This window comes from Pseudomonas sp. PB101 (assembly GCF_009764265.1).
Taxonomy (GTDB): domain Bacteria; phylum Pseudomonadota; class Gammaproteobacteria; order Pseudomonadales; family Pseudomonadaceae; genus Aquipseudomonas.
Genome location: NZ_RWIR01000024.1, coordinates 238,750 through 259,656, shown reverse-complemented (window position 1 = coordinate 259,656; position 20,907 = coordinate 238,750). Strand labels below are relative to the sequence as shown.

Sequence of the window (20,907 nt, the reverse complement as noted above, 5' to 3'; positions counted from 1 at the left end):
GTATCTTTCAAGCACACGTCTAATCGGTAAAAGCCCCGTAAATCAAGGGCTCTAGCCATCTGAGGTGCCTATTCAAAGGAGTATTCAATGGGTCATTTTCCAAGCTGGATGCTTCAAAGCGCTCATAATTACCTGAAAGCTTGTGAGGTTCTGGACGCGCAGAACCTACCGCACGTTGCCCAGGTCAATGCGGCGATTGGTATGGAAATTCTGCTCAAGAGCTTTATTTCCGTGCCTGACCAACATCAAGGTACATCCGGCGAGACCTACAAACTCGACTCTGTAGCGTTGGCCGCGGCTCACCAACATCTGAAAAACGTCGGCAAAACCAACCGTAAAACGGCTGATAAGCACGATCTGTTGACGTTGTTTCATGCGATGCCCGAAGCGATTCGTAGCAGCTTGTCCCTGGACAGCCAGGAAGATTCCTTCGAGAGATACCGCGACGTGTTCACCAACAGCCGGTATCCGTATGAGTCGAGCAGCTGGAAATTTTCCGACCCGGTGCTGATGAGGTTGCTGCGGTGGACGCTGGCCAATGTGGTTGGCTATTACAAGGCGCAAGGTTCTCAGGATCAGTTCGTCCTGAATTACATCGTTGAGGTGCAGGCACGAGCTGCGGCAGAGTGAATCGAGGCCTGGGCGTGGCTTCAAATCTGAACACCAGAGCCCCCCAGTTCTGTATAGGTCAGTACGCATAATGTATATTATGTTAAATCATACATCGGGATCAGGATAGAGCATCTGCCCTTTGGAGCGCACCGAACTAAATATCAAAAAGTCCGGCCACTAAATGTCCAAAATTGTGCGTCCGCACACCTTTTTTGACTTTTACTCCATTGAATAAATAGTACCTCTATTACATTGATTGCGCCGCCTAGGCTTGGCGATTTGGCGTTAACGGTCTATCTTGGCAAAGCCCTAGCGGAGAAATTCAAATGACCAAGACATTCGCTCAGATCGATTTGGTGTGGGTTGATGATGAGTCCCAATCCCTTTGCGTCCATGCAATTTTGTTCGATGGAAAACTTGCATCAGAAAAAATGTATTGCCACCTTCGCGAATGGAACGGCCAAGAAGATGAAATATACCCCGGGCTCCTCGTCGATCAAGACGGTAAACGCTGTATGTATTCTGCAGAATGGGGATTCGACCAAAAATGGATCGATTTTTTTGTTTTTTTAGACCAGCCTCTCGCTGTTGGTCAGTCAGTTAGTCGGACTCTCGTGTTGAGCACTCCGGATACTCTCACTTACAGAATCACCGCAATTATTCAACTGCTCACCTGAGTGCTAATTTACGTGGTTGTTAATTGCTGGGTATTTGTCCGTTGCCGGCTCGGATATCTATTAAACCTATGAAGCTAGTCAAGCAAAACGAAACCATCGATAAGCAGCGCCATCCGCCTACGAACGAATAGCAGGCGTAGCCTGGGTGCAACGCAGAAGCCGATAATGATCGGGTACAAAACAGCCCATCTACGATTTCATGACATAGAAATTTAGTTCTTGGACTTCCGGCGACTGGATACCGCGGGACTACGTCACTTCCTTTGGCGAGGCCCTCGCGGACCTAGCCATGCATGACAACGCTAGCTTCTTCGTGTGCAGCTGAAACCACGCGGCTTGGCTCGGTGGAAAGGAGGTCCTGTGGGCGCTTGCCTCCAAGCCATCCGTTGGGAGAGATAAACCAGAATGAAACTCGCCAACCATCTTTCATGGGACAGAGAACAGATAATACATCTCTAAGCCCGGGAATCGGGCTGGCGCCGCCTTGTGATGGGAACGCGTAAGCTGGAAAAAACCTGTAACCATCGTGATCGATCGAGAAAATTCGGTGGTCCGCTTCCCACTCCTTGAGTGCGGGACTCAGGAGCTCAACGTGAATACCCAGATGGTTAGCCAGTTCCTGAACTAGCAGAAAGTCTCCGCACGTCAGAATATGAGCTCTGGCAAGGGCAGCCATCTCATCTTCTCTTTCTTCGATAGTCCGACGCTTTTCATTTCTTCCTGCAGGCGCCGCCCCTGGACGAGGACACACGTCTATTCCATGTTCCTTTAGTGGTTTACCCGCAGGAGCTGAGCTCTCGACCCGACTGAATGCCTCGATCGCGGTAGCTTTGACATCTTTATCGGGATCAATCGTCATGGGTTGGCCTCCTAGTTACCTTCCAATTCTCCTGATGCACGAAGCGCGCTGCTGGTGAGCAGCGGGAGAATTGCCTGACATCTCAGGCGTCAACATTGGTATGGCTTGATTATAAACGCCAAAGTCAATGATTGCTGTTTAAGCTTGGCTCTCCTTCGCTGTGAAAATACGATTCCAATCTCGAGCCACCAATGTCCGACACGCGATCTCTGATCCCCCGAAGCAGCGTCTTGAGACCGTCTGCATGTTTGCTTCTGTTACATAGCAAATTGACTCACCATTTTCATTGAGCAAAATGCCACCCGCACCTCGCAACAACGCGTGTCCCGCGACGACGTCATGTGCAGAAACCGCGTACAGAGAAACTCCGCAGACGCCATCTCCTGCGGCGACTTTTGCAAGCCTATAGGCAATTGAGGGCATCGCAACAAAACTGCTGGGGGTACAGAGCTCACGATTGATCTCTGGCTTGAAAAACGCGGCAGCACTCACCATCACGTAGGAGCTGCTTGACAACGCCAGTCCAGAGAGCTTTCTTGCTACTGGCTGTCCATTGCGTAACAAATCGGGTAGTCCCTCAGACCAGGCGATGCAATCAGGCGAGCCCTCAACAGTGACTGGTGCGTAGACCACGCCCAACACCGGAATTTGCTTATGCAGGAGGCCGACAGAAATGGCAGACCCTTTGAGACCCTTGAGAAAATCACTCGTACCGTCATTAGGATCGACGACCCAACACCAGGAATGTCCCGTGAGGCTATGTCCGGTTTCCTCGCCCCAGAAGTCACAAGAAAAAAGTCCTAGAAGTTGCTGGCGTAGAACGCGTTCGATTTCTATGTCTACTATGGCCTTATCGCCCTTCCCTCGTGGTCCATTCACCCTCGCCCATTCCGCAATAAGTAGCTGCCCCGCGCGGATAACTACCTCGATAGTCTGAGTGAGTAGCACTGGAAGATCTGATTTGTGCATGGGGCTCTCAATATCGGAAGAAATACTGGGACGCTTGATGAGGGTTAGGCTGTCAGCTAGGCAATTCAGATTTGTCTATACATCCCGGGGGCATTATCTGACCACATGTAACGGGTCGAAAATAGGTGTGTGGAGCTTCGGTCACCTTGAGGATTAGGGTTATGCTAGCCACCCGCAAGGCGCCCAGTAGGTTCATGTTCTATTCCGAATTGCGAGGCCGCATCAAGAAATCTATGTGCTACTTCATTAGATCTATTTGCCAGCATGCGCTGAGCTTCGGCCTCAAATTGAGCCTTTAAAAACCACTTAGACGTTTTGACTTTACGTCTTCCTTTCATGGCCGCCTCTCGTGAACACTGTTGGGTAAGGGGGCTTCGTCGTTGCGCTCGTCGTGGCCTAACGCCGGCAGCGATGATTAGCGTGGAGGTCGATAAGTTTGAAAGCCAGAAGAATCCGTACCCTCCTCCCCGGTTTGATCTACAAAAATGTCTCCGTTGGGATTGAGCTACGGTACCAATGGAGAATCGACCACTACTCAGGGACATCCTCGTCATCAGGTAGATTTACTGCGTTGACCATTCGAGTGATGACGATAGACAACCATGTTTGATGGGCGACAAGCTCTGGGTCATCGTCACCATCCGCATTGGACGTTTCATAGAGTGATCTCCAGCCCAGGATATCTGCTGGGTCGACCTTAGCGTTGTCTCTGAATACAGCTTTTGACGCAAGCCGGTAGGCGTATGTATCCAAGCAAGTGTCATCCGCCAACCTTAGCTCGACTCGGCCAACATTAAGCACATTCTCAGCGATCCAACGTGGAGAGCCGTTAAGTTTTGGAGGAATTGCCAGCAGGACACCAACGATGGCCTTATCTGAATCAGGCCGATCCATTTCGTTGAACAGGTCGATCAGCTGTTGGCCGGAGAACCGTTTGACTATCTCTATGCCCTGCTCCGGCTGCGCAACGTTCGCCACCGCGACTATCAGCATGGTTGAAGGACTGTGCTCATTACTCGTCGCAGATAACTGACGGGCGCTAATCTGAAGTGCGGGCATAAATCCCTCTCAAAATGAACACTATAGATTGTAGCTCTATAGAGCTCAAAAAGGCTTCATCGTTCCTTTTGTGGGTTATGCAAAATGGAACTGAAGGAAGCGTTTGCCATTGCGTTACGTAACACACGGCTTCGCCGGGGTTTGACCCAAGAAGATTTTGGAATCGTCAGTAGCAGGACATATTTGAGTACGCTTGAGCGCGGCCTTAAGAACGTGACATTGGAAAAGGCATCGGAGCTTGCCGACAGAATGGGTGTGCATCCACTCACCCTCCTCCTTGAGAGCTTTTTGCTCCTCGATCCGGATACAGATTTAGACTCGCTGCTTGAACGAATTCGACGTGAGATCAATACGGACCAAAACTCTTAGCTAAGCGCCGGTGATGTCGAACTATTGCAGAGCGTTGACTGGCGTCTCGTACTGAGTCAAGTAATCTCGACCTTGAGCAAATTGAGTGTTTTAGGGAAGTTCCCTATTCAGTACTCAAGGTATACGAAAATCTCCAGCATGGCCCCGATGGCATGCAGGCTAGGTAAACGATTGGTTTTCCGGCGATATACCCCTAACGTTGACCAGCCCTTCCCCCGCGGCCTGTGATATTTGCAAAGGTACCAATGCGCCACAGGATCAAAATGCAAACCCTTCTGCTGTCTGAATCAGCAGCTCCTCAATCAGTCGGGTGCCCTGGGTGGTGGAAAGCATCGCAATAGGGCTTTTGCCCGAAAAGCGATCCTTGGACTTGGAGAGCCAGTGCTTGGCCTTTTCGTCGTCCCCGAAGAGCGTCTGGGCCATGGCCATGATGTGTGCAACACGGAACAGGCGATCGCTCTCCTCCACCGTCAATCGCTGGCCGCGCGCCAACCTCGTTTTGAGAGCTTTGAGTGGAATGATCTGATCGCGCTCTAGCGAGCTTATTGCGCCAAGGTCGCAAAGGGCTTTGACACTACCAGCCGAGAAACCCGCCTCGATCAGTTCATGGATATCCTGATCTGAAGCGTCCGTTGGGATGTAGAGAAGTGCTTCCAGCCGTACACGGTAGGCACCATAGGCATTCTCGCGCAGAATTTCAGCAAACATAGGGCACCCTCTTGATTCGGCATTTGCTTTGGACCTTTCGCGACAGGCAGCGACCGTCGATGACCAGCGGGTAATATTCGTCCGAGTAGAACTCAGCACGAGCATAATGAAACGTCTCCAACGATGGAATGAGAGTCAAACGTTTATGAGCGAAAGCGAACGCTGGACAGTCAAATGCCAGGAAGCCGCGGATGGAACTGGCGACGTCATCGTAGATCTGCCGCCAGAACTGCTTGCGAAATTAGGTTTAGGCCTTGGGGACGAGTTGACCATCGAGGTGGTAGATGGCGCGATTGTCCTGGAGCCGAAGCGCAATACATCGCCATCTTCCTGAACTCTGCCCTACCCCGGTGCACAACCTAAATTCCCAGCTGGTTTACTCAGAGTACAGCGTCTTGAAAGCAGCCCGCGCGACTGGATTTGCGGCCGATTTTAAAGGTGCAAGTTCTGCGCAACTGAATTTGGCGGGACCACCTGATCGCCGCCAAACCAGTCTCTCGGTCAGAACGCTATTAGTTTAGTAGCCAAGCGATAAACCAGTGTTACGTCGCGGGTCATTTGCACCGTAGAAGCGGTTGTTGCCGACCGGCTTGACCGTCCGCTCCTGGCCGAAAGCGGCCGGTCGCTTCTGACCATTATCGAGCCAAACCTATCAGTCGCGGTCAGCGAGTGCTTTGAGGAGAATTGTCCTAGCATTGACTAATCCAATTCGGCATCTACAGTGATGGCCATACGATTTCACGGTAGGGACATCATGCAGATCGAGCGCGTTGAGATTCAAAATTTCAGACTGCTTCAGAACGTCGGCCTTGGCCTAGAAGATGGCACGACGCTGATCGTAGGACGCAACAACTGTGGCAAAACCTCCATCGCTGAGGTGTTCCGCCGGCTCCTTTCAGATCGGACTCCCTCATTCAGGCTTGAGGATTTCTCCCTGGGGAGTCACGAAGAGTTTTGGACGGTATTCAATGCGTTCCACGGCGGAATAGCTCGCTCCGACGTTGCTGCCATGCTTCCCGTTATCAGGGTCACATTGGACATTTCCTATGACTTAGATGCCCCAGACTTGGGGCCTCTCAGCGAATGCATAGTAGACCTAGATCCAGATTGTTCTTGCGCGCGCATCGTCTTGACGTATGGACCGCGTGCGACAGGCCTCGAGTCGCTTTTCGCGGAAATGAATGTCCCCGACGCTGAGCAGGAGGATCAACGTCCTAGCTTCTTCAGCCTGGTCAAGAAACGTTTGGCGGCGGCCTACGAGCCCCGTCTGGAAGCGGTTGACCCCAACGATCCTACGAACCGCAAGGACCTCGACCTAAAATCACTTACTACGTTGATCCGAGGCGGATTCATCAATGCGCAACGGGGCCTTGATGACGATACACACCGAGAGCGCGATGTTCTTGGGAAGGTGGTGGAGGTGCTGTTCCAATCGGCATTGACTGACCCCACAGATCCCGATAAACGAAGCACAGCCGAACAGCTCCATGGTGCGGTGGAGAAAATTCAAAAGGAATTGCATGACGGTTTCAACGCGGGACTGACTTCGCTGCTCCCTACGTTCGAGCTTTTCGGCTACCCAGGGTTAGATGACCCAGGCCTCACCACGGTGACGACCTTCGATGTCGAGCGCCTGCTTAAGGACCACACGCAGGTTAGATACCGCGGTGTAAACGGCCTAACCCTCCCGGAAAGCTACAATGGACTCGGCATCCGCAACCTGGTGTACATACTTCTGCAATTATTGAAATTCTTCAGGGAGTTCCAAGCTACACCGGCAGCAGCAAGCGTACACCTCATCTTCATTGAAGAGCCTGAAGCTCATTTGCATCCGCAAATGCAGGAGGTCTTCATCCGACAATTGCATCTGATCAAGGGCGCGTTCGAGCAGCAACTGAATGACAGCCGTCCTTGGCCAGTGCAGTTTGTAATTTCCACCCACTCTCCACACATGGCCAACGAAGCGCGCTTCGAAACCATGCGTTACTTTCTCTCGGTGACCGACGAAAACGGGATCCGGCAGTCCAAGATCAAAGACCTGAGGCAGGGTATGGGCGGGGCTCCCGCGCCGGACAGAGATTTTCTATATCAGTACCTGACGCTCACCCGCTGCGACCTATTCTTTGCAGACAAAGCCATCTTGATCGAGGGGACATCCGAGCGCTTGCTGCTGCCAACCATGATCGCCAAAACTGACGCGGCGGCGGTCGGTGAGCCTCAGCTGGCAAGTCAGTATTTGACGGTTATGGAAGTTGGCGGCGCATATGCACACCGATTCCATGACCTGCTTACTTTCTTGGAACTGCGTACGCTGATCGTGACTGACATTGATTCCGTTAAGCCGAACGCAGATAGAAAACGAAAAGCCTGTCCTGTTGCGGAGGGGCTGTTCACGAGCAATGCCTGCCTCAAAGACTGGTTTGAGGCCGAAATCACTCCTGCTCAACTGCTGGCGAAAACGCCAGCAGAGAAGACCATAGGGTTAACGCGTCTCGCCTACCAAATTCCGGAAGGGGTTGAGCCAGGGCCCTCAGGTAGAAGCTTTGAGGACGCATTTATCCTTGCGAACCTTAATCGATTCGAGCTGGGGCAGGGTGATGTTGCATCCCTAGCTTACGAGCATGCAGCAGATCAGAAAAAGTCAGCCTTCGCATTGAACTACGCGATCGATGATACGAACTGGAGCGTACCTAAATACATTGCTGAGGGATTGCGTTGGCTCGCAGTTGGGGCGCCGGTCGTCGATGCCCAAATGGCTACTCGGGCCATGGCCGCAGTGGTTGAAGCTGCTGGCGAAGCAGTGGCCGCTGAAGGGGAGCAAGGCGATGCCTAACAATCACGAAAGCCCCGCGGACAGAGCCGGGCGGGAAGCGTTGGAACGTATGTTCGCCTGTTTGGAAGAAGGTGAAAGCTTTCGCCTGGAAGCAGGTGCTGGAGCTGGTAAGACGTACTCACTGGAGAAGGCTCTGAGCCGATTGATTGAGCACAGAGGTCAGGCATTGGTCCGGGAGCGTCAGCAAGTCGCGTGTATCACTTACACCAATGTGGCAAAAGAGGAGATCATCTCTCGGTTCCAGGCGCACCCTGCGATCCGAGCCGAGACCGTGCATGGTTTCTGCTGGTCATTGCTCAGAGATTTTCAAACATCACTGAGAGAATTCCTTGGTGCTGAATCTTTTTGGCGAGAGCGCCTTGAAACGGTTGGTGGCGTAGGCAATAGGCGCATCCATTACGAAATGGGTATTCCACGCATATCCGAGGACGAGGTCTCGATTCGGCATGAAGATGTCCTGACCTTGATGGTTCAGGCGCTTCCGTCTCCGAAGTTCAGGGCCGTATTTACCTCCCGATATCCCATCTTGTTTATCGACGAGTATCAGGACACGGATGAACATTTTGTCGGAGCACTGAAATCGTGGTTTCTAGATCGCGGTGAAGGGCCGATGATTGGTCTATTTGGTGACCATTGGCAAAAAATTTACGATGAGGGCTGCGGCCTGGTAGAGCATGAGGCACTCAAGCCGATCGAAAAAAATGCGAATTTTCGCTCAGCATCGCGGATTGTCGATGTGTTGAATCAGATGCGACCAGGTTTGCATCAGGAGGTAAGAGATCCGGACTTGATCGGTGAAGCTCGGGTGTTCCATACCAATCGCTGGCCTGGAACAAGGCGCACAGGAATCGGGGGTGGGCACTGGACTGGCGACACCAGTCCTGAAGCAGCTCGTGCTTATTTCGAATACTTGAAAGCTAAACTAAGCGTCGAAGGATGGGACCTCTCTCCCCAGAAGACCAAGATTCTGATTTTGAACCACAAGGGTATTGCTCGTGAGCAGGGGTACTCCTCGATCCCTCCAATTTATGGACAGTTCAACGATGCGTGGCTGAAGAAGGAAGATCCGCACATTAAGTATCTTGCAGATCAGCTTGAACCAGCATGTGTCGCATATCAACAGCGTAGATACGGCGCCATGTTTGGGCACCTGGCAAGTGATCGGCCAACGATTCGAAGGCACAGCGACAAAGTCGCTTGGACTGAGGCAATGGATACGCTCCTCGAACTGAGGTTGACCGGAACCATCGGCGAGGTGATTGACCACATCATAGCCGTACCGCAGATGCAACTCCCCAATGCGGTGCTACGAAATGAGCAAGGGTTACAGTCCGCCGGTGTTGAACCAGGTGAGGACGAGCCACGCAGGATTACTCAGCTTCGAAAGCTAAGGGAAGTTCCTTACTCGGAGCTGATAGCGCTAGACCAATTCATTGATGGGCATACGCCGTTCGCGACAAAACACGGGGTAAAGGGAGCGGAGTTCGAAAACGTGATCGTTGTGCTGGGCCGCGGCTGGAACCAATATAATTTTGCTGAAATGCTCGAGTGGTTTCGGCCGGGGCCACCGGCAAACAGGCGTGAAAAATTCGAAAGCAATCGGAATCTCTTTTACGTTGCGTGCTCTCGTCCCAAGGTCCGTTTGGCTCTGCTTTTCACTCAACTACTGAGCCAGGCAGCGCTGGTTCAGATCACCGCGTGGTTCGGCGCTGAGCATGTATTTGAGTTGCCTGCTGACCCTGGGTGAGAATTTTCGTGCTGCTCTCATTGTGTAGGTTAGTCGGTGCATGTCACATCCGACTAACCGTCATCCCGTCCTCGTAATCATTCAGAGCCCCTGCTCAACGATTGGTCCAAGGTACAACAGTAAAGCGAAATTTCGCAGTGCTGCGCGTCCTGATGGCCGCTCATGCCCGATTGCTTCCTTTTGGCAAAGGCAGCTTAGGGTCGACTGCTGCCCTTCACGACAGGCAGAAAGCGGCCAAAAGCAGCCTATCGCTGCCGTCAGCCGTCGGCCAGATGCAATGAGACCCTCAATGTAATCATGGAGGGAGTGCCCGCCTACATGAGCAAGGCGATGATCGACTGCAGCCTCAGCCGGCCTCGCCGCTTAACGAATGTTTATGGCGCTTGAAGGATTCGATTAAGCTCGGAAAGGTGGATGCGCCTGGCATCGGGATCAAGCTCATCAGCAGCGTTCCAAATCGCTTCGATCTTTAGCCTCACTGACTTCTCGATCCGCTGACGATCCACTTGGAGAAGCCGCCGACCAAGCAACGTAGTTAATGGTTTGGCGAGATCGACCCAACCATCCTTATTGCTTTCCTCATAAATGAAATTTAGTTTTGTACCTGTCATACGACATGCACCGTCAACGGTGACCCCACCGTTCTCGTTCCAGATAATGCAGAGGTATTCATTCTTCTCTGTAGTGTCGAGAGAGTCTGGCCAAGTCTCAAACGACCAGCGCTCTACGCCCTCACCGCCCTGCCCGTTGCTTCCATGCTCAATGAGTTCTTCGTCTTCGTGCTGCTTGGCCCGGGCTTCGGCCTCAGGTCCAGGTCTTGAAGTGTACAAAAGGGCGTAGGCATTCCGGCCTTCTAGATCGGCCACTGAATAGTTATCGAAAGCGAACGGCCCCTTCCGGCTGTAATCAGGGCGGCTATCCCGATTCTTCTCATAAGCCTCGGTTGCATCGGCCAGGTCCTGGTCTGTGATTGGCCTGCTGTCGGTCGATAACCACAGCCGATTAAACCACTCCTGTGCTGACTCGACTTCATCTCTGTCGACGGTTTGAATTGCCGCTTCGAGCCAGTGCGCAACTTCAACCCCTTCAAATCCCAACCCATTCGCGGAAACGTTTGCAGAGCCGATGATTGCCGAGGTGGGTCCTACCACCAGTTTCGCGTGTAGCTGGTCGCACTGGCGGATCTGGACATGAGCCATTGCCTTTGCTCGATCAACTAGCAGTTTGATCACCGCAGGGTTCGTCCCCCCGCTTCTGAGATTGCAGATGACTCTCAACGGCTTTCCGTCGTCAGGATGGATGGTTACATCTGCACCATCGCCCCAGAATGCTACAGCCACATCCAACGAAGCCTCTTGGGCAACCATCGCGCGAAGAGCCTTTGGGTACTGCTCCGGACCAATGAACATCAAGTACTCCTTTCCTTGCAGTCAGAGGTGCATCATGGGAATCGAGCGACGGACACATGATGATTCCGCTCTCAGACTTTCGTTACAGCAATCCCACAATGCGTTGAGTAGAAAAATATGATTCGCGAAATTGAAAATTCGCTGATGGCAGCATTCGATCAAACCATGTGCAAATATCGCCAAATCCTGAACAACTATTACCCTGCGCATAAAAGCACCGGTTTCACCGAGAGAAACCTGACCAATAATTTCGTCAGGGCGTTGGAGAATCTATTAGGCGAGGACGCTTTTGCGTGGTTTGAGGCCCCATTGAGCGCCGAGGAAAAACTGCACCTTGATGCAATCGTTTTTGACCCCACCACGAAAAGCTGCTTTCTCATTGAAGCCAAGAGATTTTCCAACCTCAACAAAAAAGTCGCCGAAACCATACATGATATCCAGCGGATGTCGTATCAGGCCCATCACGCCACGCTGGAGCTAGGATTAGGCAAATTGAAAATAGAACACCGGTACGCCATCGTACTGGTCGATATCTGGACAGAGGGAGAAGCAAAACAGGTGACCTTCGAAAACTGGCCCGCCTGTCTGGATAACGCATCATTTGACATATTTCGTACCGGCGGCTTTGAAAACCTCATGATTGAAAAAGAATGGAAGCACCGTTACAAGATCATGATGGCCGCCAAGAAGCTTTGATCCACCTCACGTAGCGCGATGAGGTTGATTGACAGCTTTGGCTCGGATGCGGCCCTTCGCGACGGGCAGAAATCAACCCAAACCGGTCTGTCGTGACAGGCAGAAAACGCCCCAGGCTGTGAAAAAAAACGCCGGCACAGTATTGAAGGCTGCGTTGCTACGCAAAATCTGTCGGCGCTGGGTTGATCAGCAGACCAAAAATTTGCGTAGAAACGCGACTCTCGTCCCGATCCTGACAGTCAAACCTGCTCTTAGGTCCCATTGTGTGTCCGGGGTCGAGCGGCCATTTTCGAGCGGGGCGTCAAGATGGCCAAGGCAACCGCCACGATGAAGAGCGCCGGCACATCACCTGCCAAGTGTCCCATTTGCGTCGGCTGGGTGACCGCCTGGACGGCCATGATTCCTCCGTGTACGGCGCTAGACCACACGGTGAACCAGATTAGGCTCAGATTGGCTAATGGATCACGTGCGGCCAGGATCAAGAACACGCCAAGTGTGGCGTAGATGCCAACAATCATCATCGGGTAGTCCGAGTGACCGGCGTGCCAGGCCCAGCCGGACGGCCAGAACAACATAAGTGGGTAGAGAGCAAGGCACGCGAGGCCAGTCAAAACCAGAACGACGCGCAAATACCTGAGGCGATCAAGTACGGTCATGACGGATCCTCTTTGGGCCTAACTCTAAATTGACCCCAGGTGGGTGATAGCGCCTTCACGGGCTTGGTGGATAACATTTCTTGTTTTGTCGTCTAGCCCTGACTAGGCCGGGCATTGTGACAGTCGGGTGACCGCTGAAGGTTTTACACCATGGACGGAAAGCCCAATCTGCTCAATCAGTTCCGGCAGTAGACCAAGCATAGCTACTCATTAGCTATCGCTTCGTCCAGACGCTAGGAAGCAACTGCTCCAAATCTGCCAAGCGTGTCTCGTTGGTATGGCGCGCTGCCAGCGCGTCCGTCACGTGCTGCCGAGCCTGCGCAATGTCTTTTCGGGTCACGTCCTCAGCCGTCGTGAAGCCGTGCTTAGTGGTCTGGCCAGCCTCGGGTAACGCGATATCTCAACTCTTCGCCAGACTACGTTCCGTCAGGTTGATTCGTGCTTTGTCGCAGCTCTGTGACCTCCGCGGAACATTGTTCCAGCTGGCGCTTGGTCTCGAAGACTTGATGATTGGCTTGCGCTATCGCTTCTTCGAGCCTTTTAACTTCATCATGTGATGAACCCAATTGCTCTTGCAGCATTTCCTTGGCTCCTTCTACCTTGGCGACGGCCGTTTTCATGCCGGCGATTTCACCCGTCAGACGTTGCATGGCATCCGCTTGCACAGCCATAGACCTGGTCTGTTGGCGAGCCTCGCTCAGCAGGCGCTCGTTATCCCGGTTCAATCGAGTGAGCTCATCCTGCTTGAGGATCAGGGTTTGCTGGAGGTGGCGCAGCTCAACCTGAACCTGCTGCACCTGTCCTTCGTGCCGTTGCTGTTCCTGATCTCGCTGTTCCTTGACCGCATTGCGGTAATGCTCCAATGCGTCTCGGGAGTGAAGGTGTTTTTCTTCCAGGGAGCGGATCTGCTCATCCTTTTCTAGGACACGAAGCTCCAAGTCACTGCAGCTTTGGCTTAAACGCGCGTTACGAGTGAGCTCGGCTTGCAGGCTTGTCTGGCTGGTCTGTAACTCGGCTACTTGCACTGCCAGCGCGCTGCTTTGGCTATCGAGCTCACGCCGCAACGAAGCGAGCTCTGACTGCGAAACTTCAAGCTGTTTCTCGAGTTCGGCCTTTTGCTGGTCGAGCATCGCTTGGGCATCGGTGATGGCTGCCCCAGACTCTTGGGTCATCCGCTCCAGCAGTCGTGACACGAGATTGGTCAACTCTGCACTGAAGCGCTCACTAGGCTCTCGAGGAGCGCCAAGGGGAACTTCAGCTTCTTCTATCTCCTTCAAATATCGATGAATAGTAGTTCTAGAGCCGGTATTTCCCAACTCAATGCGCATGGCATCGATGCTTGGATTCTGGCCGCGGGCGAGCAATGCATTCCTAGCCTCCAGGACAATTGCCTTGTTAATTCCGCCGCGAGCCATGTTCTCTCCTACGATTTCGTACTGTGTGATGTATCACGTACATACATAATACCCTTAGAGTAAAAACAGATCAAAAAATAACAATATCACTGATAAAATAATCGAGCGTTATCGCATCATAGATGCCTTTTTTGCCTTCTCCGATGCTGGAATAGGTACGTTTGAAGTGGATGGGTCGAGATGAACAAGGCGGATCAGTACCTGCAGGCCGGCACGCGGGACAACACCCGGCGCAGCTACCGTGCGGCGGTGGAACATTTTGAAGTGACCTGGGGCGGTTTTTTGCCGGCGACCGGGGATGGCATCGTGCGTTACCTCGCCGAGTACGCGGACAAGCACACCATCAGCACGCTGAAGCAGCGCCTGGCCGCCCTCGCCCAATGGCACATCACGCAGGGATTCCCCGATCCCACCAAAACACCCACAGTGCGCCAGATGATCAAGGGCATTCGGGCGTTGCATCCCGCCCAGGAAAAACAAGCCGCTCCCCTGCTCCTGCAGCACCTCGAACAAGCCGTTCGGTGGCTGGAGCGAGACGCCGAGCAAGCGACCGCCCGTCAGGATCTGGCCGGCCTGCTGCGCAGTCGGCGCGACATGGCCTTGGTGTTGATCGGATTCTGGCGCGGCTTTCGCGGGGATGAGTTATCGCGCCTGCAGGTTGAGCACACCCAGGCGCAAGCCGGCGTGGGCATTACCTTTTACCTGCCGCACAGCAAGGGCGATCGCCAGCACCGCGGCACGACGTACCGTACACCCGCGCTGAAGAAGCTGTGTCCGGTGCAGGCTTACATCAACTGGATTACCGTCGCCGGCATCGCACAGGGTCCGGTCTTCAGGAAGCTCGATCGCTGGGGGCATCTAGCGGAAGACGGCTTGAATGCCAACAGCCTGATTCCACTGCTGCGACGAATTTTTAATCGCACGGGCGTGTCTGGTGATCTGTACACCAGTCACTCACTGCGTCGCGGCTTCGCCACTTGGGCGGCGGCGAATGGCTGGGACATTAAAGCGCTGATGACCTACGTCGGCTGGAAGGACATGAAGTCCGCCATGCGTTACATCGACACGACAGATTCCTTTGGGGAGTTGGCGACAGGTCGGCCGCTCACTTCATCAGCTATTCCCCAAGTGCAAGCGTTTACAGTGGCTGAAAATCCGAATGACCGGATGAGGTGTCGCGAGTAAATTTGTTTCACCGTTGATGAAGCGGTGGACTCGGTTCGCGTGATTGTTTTATGACACCTGGGGCTGGTTCGCCCTGCGTCTGATCAACGGCTGCGCCACGGTCGGCGTATTTCTGGTGATCGAAAGCTGGCTGCTGCTAGCGGGTGACGCGAAGATTCGCGGGCGGTTGCTCGCGCTGTACATGATCGTGTTGTACGGCGCTGGTGTCCTGGGACAGGCAACGCTGGGGAAAATCACTGGGTTGAGCGACAGCGCACCGTTCATGGTCGCCGGCATGCTCCCGTCGTTGTCGGTGCTGCCGATCGTGATCCTGCCGCGAGTGTCGCCGCTGCTCGATCAGGTTGAACCGCTCAAGCCACGGCAACTGTTGGGCGTGACGCCGACCGGGCTGGTCGGGTGCTTCGGCTCGGGCGTCACCAACGCGGCGATTTACACCTTGCTGCCGCTGTATCTGCAACACACCGGCCTGAATGTCGGTGAAGTCGGCCGCATGATGGCCTGGACAATCCTCGGTGCGATGCTCCTGCAATACCCGGTCGGACGCTGGTCCGACCGCAAGCATGGTCACATTCTTCTTCTGGCGACGCGGCAAACGCCCGGTTCCGGCCAACCCCGCGCCTTTCGCAGCGGCAGCCACTTTCTCGCCGACGGGCGCGGAACTGCGGGTTACCGAAGATTTGCGTCAGGCCGCTCAGGATCACCCGCCCATGGTTGATGCGTTGAGCGGCGAGCCTGCGTCGCAGTGTGAAACGCGCTGAGGTGCCAGTATGCTATCTGCGCAGACTGGCCAGCGTCACCCGGTTGTCACGCTGATCCGCTAAAGTGGCGCGCCTGAGCCTTTCACGAGGCGCAGAGATCTGTAGTTTTTTCGAGGTGAAAGCAGCGGTGTATTCGAGCACGACACGCAAGTCCATCATTCTCAGATCCAGCAACTTCCACAGCGACGATTTCGATGCGCTGTTCACCCACACCTTCGGCCCGCTTTACAGTGACATGCCACCCTTGTCGCGCAGCATCAGCGTCAGTGGTGTGTATGGCCGGCACAACGGCGTGAGCTGGCGGCGCATGCGTTATGGCGGCGACTTCACTCTGGCCCTGCCTGAGGGCGAGGATGAAATCACTTTCGTGATGCCTGTTGCCGGCAAGGTCATCTATCGCCACGCGAGCGATACCGTTGGCCTGACGCAGGTCGGATTGGCGCTGGACAAGGTTGATCTGCGCTCGGTGCGCTACTCCGAAAATCATGCCGAAATCGGCACGTCGATTCGCCGCAGCCACTTCACTGAACGGCTGTCGACGCTACTGGGAAAGCCCATCATCAATCGCATACGTTTCGAGCCTTTAGTGGATCTGAACATCGCAGCGTTTCAAGGCATCAAGGCGTTACTCGAACTGGCGACCGGCAACGAGTTCGACCAGTTGCTCAACAGCAGCGCGCTGATGCCGGCGCGCTTGCAGGAAATGCTTGTCGATGCCTTGCTCGAAACCTGGCCGCATAACTATTCGCCAGCATTGCAGCAACCCGCCCCCTCCATCGCACCGCGGCATGTGAAGCTTGCGGTCGAATACATTCAGGAGCACCCGGAAAACGTGGTCAGTGGAGCGCAGCTTGCCGAATTGACCAACGTCAGTTTGCGCGCGTTGCAGCTGGGATTTCGTCGCTTCGTCGGCACCTCGATCAACGGCTATCAACGGCAAGTGCGCCTGGAACGCGCACACACAGAACTGGCCCAGGGTGGTGCGTCTTCAATAAGCGAAGTAGCGTTGCGCTACGGCTTCAGCCATGTCGGACGGTTCAGCCAATACTTTCAGAATGCTTACGGGTTAAGTCCTGCACAAGTGAAGCGGTCTGCCGATCGCGGCTGAGATTATCTTTGGTGGTGGTCAGCCCCGGGTCACCCCGGGGCTGAGACTTGAGGCTTGGTCAGAACTGATAGCTGGCATTGAGGCTGCCGCTCACGCCATGGCTGTCACCGCCACCGCTGGCACCGAGGTCTGCGCCAACGCTAAAGGCGCCCAGATTGGCCATGAGATTGACACCGCCAGTGAACTGGTCGCGATTATCGAATGCTGCTCGCTGCTCGACATCCAGCCCCAACAAATGTCCCTGACTATCGACGTCATGATCGCCGAGTGCGTGTTCGTAACCCACGCGCACGCCCGGCACCAGTTGCCATGCGCCCATCGCTACCGAAGCGAATGACACATCGAAGTTGGCTACCGCGCTACGTCGGGTGGCGGTGTTGTCGTCGACGTCCAGTGACAGTTCGCTACCCTTCTCCTGGAAGCCGTTGAGGTTGAGGTGACTGATGCGGAAACCGAGGCTTGGCTCGAAAGTGATGCCGTTGACTGGGACGCGGTAGCCCAGCGCCAGGGTAGCGCCGGTGAGGTTGCCGTGAGTGTCGCTCTTCGCGGTGCCGAGGCCGCCGCCGAGCTCGCGTTTGCTGTCGTAGTCGACGTAGCCGGCGCTGGCGTTGGCGTCGAGGAACATGCCACGATCCAGACTGGTGAAGCCATAACGGGCGCCGACGTTGAAGAAGGTGAAATCGGTATCGGCTTCGCCACCCGCGCCGCCTACACTGCCGCGGCTGTAACCAAAACCGGCATGGGCACTGAGTTGTTCGGTAAAGCGCTGGGTCATGCCGATCATCAGGCCTTGACTGTGTTCGTTGCTGCTCGCAGCATGCGACGAGCCGTCGGTGCCGAGGTAGCCAGCGAGTGCGGTGCTCCACAGCCGATACTGGCCACTCTTCAAATCAGTCCCGCGGGTGAACGGGGCCGCGGCCTGATCGATCATCGCGCCTTGACGCAGCAGATAGCTGGCGGCATCGGCGTGCACCTGTCCGCCGACCGTTGACTCGACACCACCCAAGGTGCCGGCGTCGATGGCTGATTGCAGGTAATAATTGTAGGCGCTGTAAGTGCCGGACAAGCGAGTGTTCTGCAATTGCTGCAGCAGGCCCGCACCTGCGGCGGCGTTGCCGATCAGCCCAGCCTGGCCAGGCAGGCCCTGGAATTCGACCATCTTGCCGCGCAGTACATAGATCGTTTCCTGGGACAGACCCAGCCCCTGTTTGAGGTAGTTGTCCATGCTGCCGTACTGCGCGGTGACCTGATCCAATGCCGCCTGCAAATAGCTGGCCCGGACAAAGTTCAACGGTTCGAAGATCGGCTGCAAATCGCTGGGCAATTGCGCCAACTCTGCCGACACGCGCTCAGCGGTGTAGACATTGGTGGCGAGGTAGTCGCTCATGATCGTGGCGTTGTCGACACCGGCGATGCTCTGCAACATGGCCGCGGCCCAGCCGGTGCGATCCTTGCCATGAGTGCAATGGAACAGAGCAGCCTCATCGCCGTTGGCCATTGCCGTGAGCAACGTGCCGAACTGGTTGCGCATCGCTGCGTCGGAAACAAGACCACGGTTGGAATTTTCCATCATGGCGGCAACTTGTGAGCCATTGGTGGCTGACCCGACCAGGTCACTTTCATGCTGGTACGACGCCTCGCCGATGATATCGATGTGAATGTTGCTCGCACCCGCCAGTGGCGCATCCGGCTTGACCGCCACTTCCGTATCCGTGCGCAGATCGTAGTTGGCCTTGATGCCTAACGTGTTGAGCGTGGCAAGGTCTTCTGCCGAGGGCGTGACGGCGTTGGCACGATAGAACACGCCGGCGCGCATCACCCCGTCGTGTACGGTGGTATAGGCGTTTTGAGTACCGGCGACATCACGGAAATTGTCCATGCTTCGCAGGTGCGGTGTATTGATTCGGTAAGTCTCTGCGGCGTGGGCGGCAGTGATTGACAGGCTGAGCAGAGAAAGCGAACAGATAATCCGTTGAAACACGATAAAGCCTCAGTGATGACAGGTTGGGCTGATCACTATTCGCAACGGATATGAAATCGAATGTTACAGAATGGATGGAAAACCAAATTAATTCGCGTACTGTCCTGCGCGTTCGCTTACTGACAGTTCTACTACTTTTCTGAGCAAAAAAAACTCGTATAAACGGGTCTTTTTGCACTTTGAAGTCTCAATGCCCGTAAACCCCAGAGGTCGGTCCGAGAACTCCTTGGCGTTTTTGGCTACGACAGATCAACAGCATCAGCAGCATGGGCAGGCAACCGAGTAACACAGCACTGGCGGACATAATGAAGATTGTCTGGCGACCGTTATTGCCTATCAGCACCATCAACAGGGCCGGTGCCGCGGCGGCGATGACCTGCACACTGCCGACCATTCGCGTCAACCGCCCGCTCGGGTCATGGCTGTTCCCGCACAAATCCGGCGGTGCCTCGGTCTACGGCGCGGTGGCCTGGGTGCGTTACAGCAAACTGATCGCACCGGTCTCGGTGTGGTGCAACTGGCTGGCCTGGTCACCGGTGCTGTCCATTGGCTCAGGGCTGGCGGCGGGTTACATCCTCACCGCCCTGTTTCCCGCCGATGCGCTGATCAACACCTGGCAACTGACCCTGGTCGATCTGGGCTGGATCAAGAGCGGCCTGTCGCTACGGATCAACGCAACATTCGCCATCGGTCTGTTGATCCTGCTGACGGTCTTTGCCGTGCAACATGGTGGCATCCTGCGCTCGGCACGCCTGACCCTGGTGCTCGGTGTAACGTCACTGATTCCATTGCTGCTGGTGGGTGTAGTGCCTTTGTTCACCGGGGATGCGGCCCAGGCCAATTTCCTGCCGTTGTACCCGCTCGCACATGATGCGGCCGGACAAGTCATCGACGGGCCCTGGGACATTTCCGGCTGGTCGCTGATGGCCGGCGGACTGTTCATGGCTGCGTGGTCGACCTACGGTTTCGAAACGGCGGTGTGCTACACCCGGGAATTCAAGGACCCCAAGCGCGACACCTTCAAAGCGATCTTCTATGCCGGGCGGTCATCACCCCTGCGGTCTACAGCGGTCTGTTAGCGCCGGCGATCTACAGCGGCATGGGGGTTGGCCAGGTCATGGCGGACAGCATTGGCGGCGGCAAGGTGGTCGCCAACATAGTGCTGATCATGCTGGTCCTGGCCACCTTGCTGGCGATCATGACCTCGATGTCCGGTTCCTCGCGCACCCTGTATCAGGCATCGGTGGACGGCTGGCTGCCAAAATACCTGGGGCGCACCAATGAACACGGCGCCCCCACCGCGGCGATGTGGACAGACCTGTCATTCAATCTGCTGCTGTTGCTGATGTCCGATTATGTGTTCGTGCTCGCGGCGTCCAACGTCAGCTACATCATCTTCAACTTCCTCAACCTCAACGCCGGCTGGATCCATCGCCTGGATCGCCCTGACTGGGCACGCCCGTACAAAGCGCCCACCGTATTGTTGGCAGCCGGTGGCGTGTTGAGTTTCGTCAACCTGGCCTGCATGGGACTGGGCGCCGATATCTGGGGGGCGGGAACCCTTGTGACGGGCCTGCTGCTGGCGTTACTGATCCTGCCGGTGTTCTGCTTCCGCCACTATGTGCAGGACAAGGGGCGCTTCCCGCAAGCGATGCTCGACGACTTGTACGTTCAAGCCGATGCTGGCCTGAAACGCGCCGGCTGGTTGCCCTATGCCACGCTGATCGCGGGCATGCTGGTGGTATACGGCTGCCATCAACTGGTAGCCTGAGCGTCCTTGCCCGCAGGTCTGTGATGAATCATCGGGGTGCAACGGCGCCTCGATGATCGCATCGTCCCCATACAATCAAGACAACGGTGACTCTT

17 protein-coding genes and 3 pseudogenes are annotated in these 20,907 nt (G+C 54.9%); 11 read left to right on the top strand and 9 right to left on the bottom strand.

Annotation, left to right across the window (positions count from 1 at the left end; genetic code table 11):
* The first annotated feature begins 87 nt into the window (after positions 1-87).
* Both EI969_RS07795 and EI969_RS07790 read left to right on the top strand, forming a co-directional pair.
* Positions 88-630: a hypothetical protein gene (locus EI969_RS07795; protein ID WP_160386938.1), complete on the top strand. Its 543-nt coding sequence runs from the start codon at positions 88-90 to the stop codon at positions 628-630.
* A 308-nt stretch (positions 631-938) separates the two neighbouring features.
* On the top strand, positions 939-1,289 hold the full coding sequence (locus EI969_RS07790) for a hypothetical protein (protein WP_160386937.1): 351 nt from the start codon (positions 939-941) through the stop codon (positions 1,287-1,289).
* 283 nt (positions 1,290-1,572) lie between these two features.
* Here the strand turns inward: EI969_RS07790 and EI969_RS07785 are convergent, their stop codons facing one another.
* The 3 genes from EI969_RS07785 to EI969_RS07775 all read right to left on the bottom strand — a co-directional run bounded on the left by EI969_RS07785 (position 1,573) and on the right by EI969_RS07775 (position 4,176).
* Positions 1,573-2,148, bottom strand: a complete 576-nt coding sequence (locus EI969_RS07785; protein ID WP_160386936.1) for a hypothetical protein — start codon at positions 2,146-2,148, stop codon at positions 1,573-1,575.
* 138 nt (positions 2,149-2,286) lie between these two features.
* Positions 2,287-3,117, bottom strand: a complete 831-nt coding sequence (locus EI969_RS07780; protein ID WP_160386935.1) for an inositol monophosphatase family protein — start codon at positions 3,115-3,117, stop codon at positions 2,287-2,289.
* A 531-nt stretch (positions 3,118-3,648) separates the two neighbouring features.
* Entirely contained in the window at positions 3,649-4,176 is a 528-nt protein-coding gene (locus tag EI969_RS07775; RefSeq protein ID WP_256678272.1) for a hypothetical protein, read from the bottom strand.
* Positions 4,177-4,260: 84 nt separating this feature from the next.
* Between EI969_RS07775 and EI969_RS07770 the strand changes: the two genes are divergently transcribed.
* Positions 4,261-4,545: a helix-turn-helix domain-containing protein gene (locus EI969_RS07770; protein ID WP_019649822.1), complete on the top strand. Its 285-nt coding sequence runs from the start codon at positions 4,261-4,263 to the stop codon at positions 4,543-4,545.
* Positions 4,546-4,803: 258 nt separating this feature from the next.
* Here the strand turns inward: EI969_RS07770 and EI969_RS07765 are convergent, their stop codons facing one another.
* The gene (locus EI969_RS07765; protein WP_160386934.1) at positions 4,804-5,253 is read right to left on the bottom strand and encodes an antitoxin Xre/MbcA/ParS toxin-binding domain-containing protein; all 450 of its coding nucleotides are present in this window, start codon (positions 5,251-5,253) and stop codon (positions 4,804-4,806) included.
* 106 nt (positions 5,254-5,359) lie between these two features.
* Here EI969_RS07765 and EI969_RS07760 point away from each other — a divergent pair, with 106 nt between their 5' ends.
* Positions 5,360-5,587, top strand: coding sequence for an AbrB/MazE/SpoVT family DNA-binding domain-containing protein (locus EI969_RS07760; protein ID WP_305989798.1), 228 nt, complete (start codon positions 5,360-5,362; stop codon positions 5,585-5,587).
* Positions 5,588-5,770: 183 nt separating this feature from the next.
* Here EI969_RS07760 and EI969_RS30945 read toward each other — a convergent pair.
* Positions 5,771-5,845, bottom strand: a pseudogene (locus EI969_RS30945) (gamma-glutamyltransferase); the annotation flags it as partial.
* Between the two features lie 162 nt (positions 5,846-6,007).
* Here EI969_RS30945 and EI969_RS07755 point away from each other — a divergent pair.
* Complete coding sequence (locus EI969_RS07755; RefSeq protein ID WP_160386933.1) at positions 6,008-8,086, top strand: ATP-dependent endonuclease; 2,079 nt, start codon at positions 6,008-6,010, stop codon at positions 8,084-8,086.
* Entirely contained in the window at positions 8,079-9,833 is a 1,755-nt protein-coding gene (locus EI969_RS07750; protein ID WP_160386932.1) for a UvrD-helicase domain-containing protein, read from the top strand. Before EI969_RS07755 ends, EI969_RS07750 begins: the two co-directional genes overlap by 8 nt.
* 374 nt (positions 9,834-10,207) lie before the next feature.
* Here the strand turns inward: EI969_RS07750 and EI969_RS07745 are convergent, their stop codons facing one another.
* Positions 10,208-11,242: a phospholipase D family protein gene (locus tag EI969_RS07745; protein WP_160386931.1), complete on the bottom strand. Its 1,035-nt coding sequence runs from the start codon at positions 11,240-11,242 to the stop codon at positions 10,208-10,210.
* Positions 11,243-11,359: 117 nt separating this feature from the next.
* Between EI969_RS07745 and EI969_RS07740 the strand changes: the two genes are divergently transcribed.
* Complete coding sequence (locus EI969_RS07740; protein ID WP_160386930.1) at positions 11,360-11,938, top strand: hypothetical protein; 579 nt, start codon at positions 11,360-11,362, stop codon at positions 11,936-11,938.
* Positions 11,939-12,189: 251 nt separating this feature from the next.
* Here the strand turns inward: EI969_RS07740 and EI969_RS07735 are convergent, their stop codons facing one another.
* Complete coding sequence (locus tag EI969_RS07735) at positions 12,190-12,594, bottom strand: DUF6632 domain-containing protein (protein WP_160386929.1); 405 nt, start codon at positions 12,592-12,594, stop codon at positions 12,190-12,192.
* A gap of 416 nt (positions 12,595-13,010) precedes the next feature.
* Positions 13,011-14,009 carry a DNA-binding protein gene (locus EI969_RS07730; RefSeq protein WP_160386928.1) on the bottom strand — a complete coding sequence of 333 codons (999 nt, stop codon included), beginning with the start codon at positions 14,007-14,009 and terminating at the stop codon, positions 13,011-13,013.
* Positions 14,010-14,189: 180 nt separating this feature from the next.
* Between EI969_RS07730 and EI969_RS07725 the strand changes: the two genes are divergently transcribed.
* The 3 genes and pseudogenes from EI969_RS07725 (at position 14,190) to EI969_RS07715 (ending at position 17,060) form a co-directional block, all read left to right on the top strand.
* Positions 14,190-15,194: a site-specific integrase gene (locus EI969_RS07725; RefSeq protein ID WP_160386927.1), complete on the top strand. Its 1,005-nt coding sequence runs from the start codon at positions 14,190-14,192 to the stop codon at positions 15,192-15,194.
* Positions 15,195-15,237: 43 nt separating this feature from the next.
* Positions 15,238-15,952: pseudogene (locus tag EI969_RS07720) on the top strand (MFS transporter); the annotation flags it as partial.
* Between the two features lie 127 nt (positions 15,953-16,079).
* Positions 16,080-17,060: an AraC family transcriptional regulator gene (locus tag EI969_RS07715; RefSeq protein WP_160386926.1), complete on the top strand. Its 981-nt coding sequence runs from the start codon at positions 16,080-16,082 to the stop codon at positions 17,058-17,060.
* Positions 17,061-17,118: 58 nt separating this feature from the next.
* On the opposite strand, the gene EI969_RS07710 is transcribed toward EI969_RS07715, so the two are convergent.
* On the bottom strand, positions 17,119-19,041 hold the full coding sequence (locus EI969_RS07710) for a tyrosine-protein phosphatase (RefSeq protein ID WP_160386925.1): 1,923 nt from the start codon (positions 19,039-19,041) through the stop codon (positions 17,119-17,121).
* Positions 19,042-19,463: 422 nt separating this feature from the next.
* Between EI969_RS07710 and EI969_RS30775 the strand changes: the two are divergent.
* A pseudogene (locus EI969_RS30775) lies at positions 19,464-20,812 on the top strand (APC family permease); the annotation flags it as partial.
* Between the last annotated feature and the right edge of the window lie 95 nt (positions 20,813-20,907).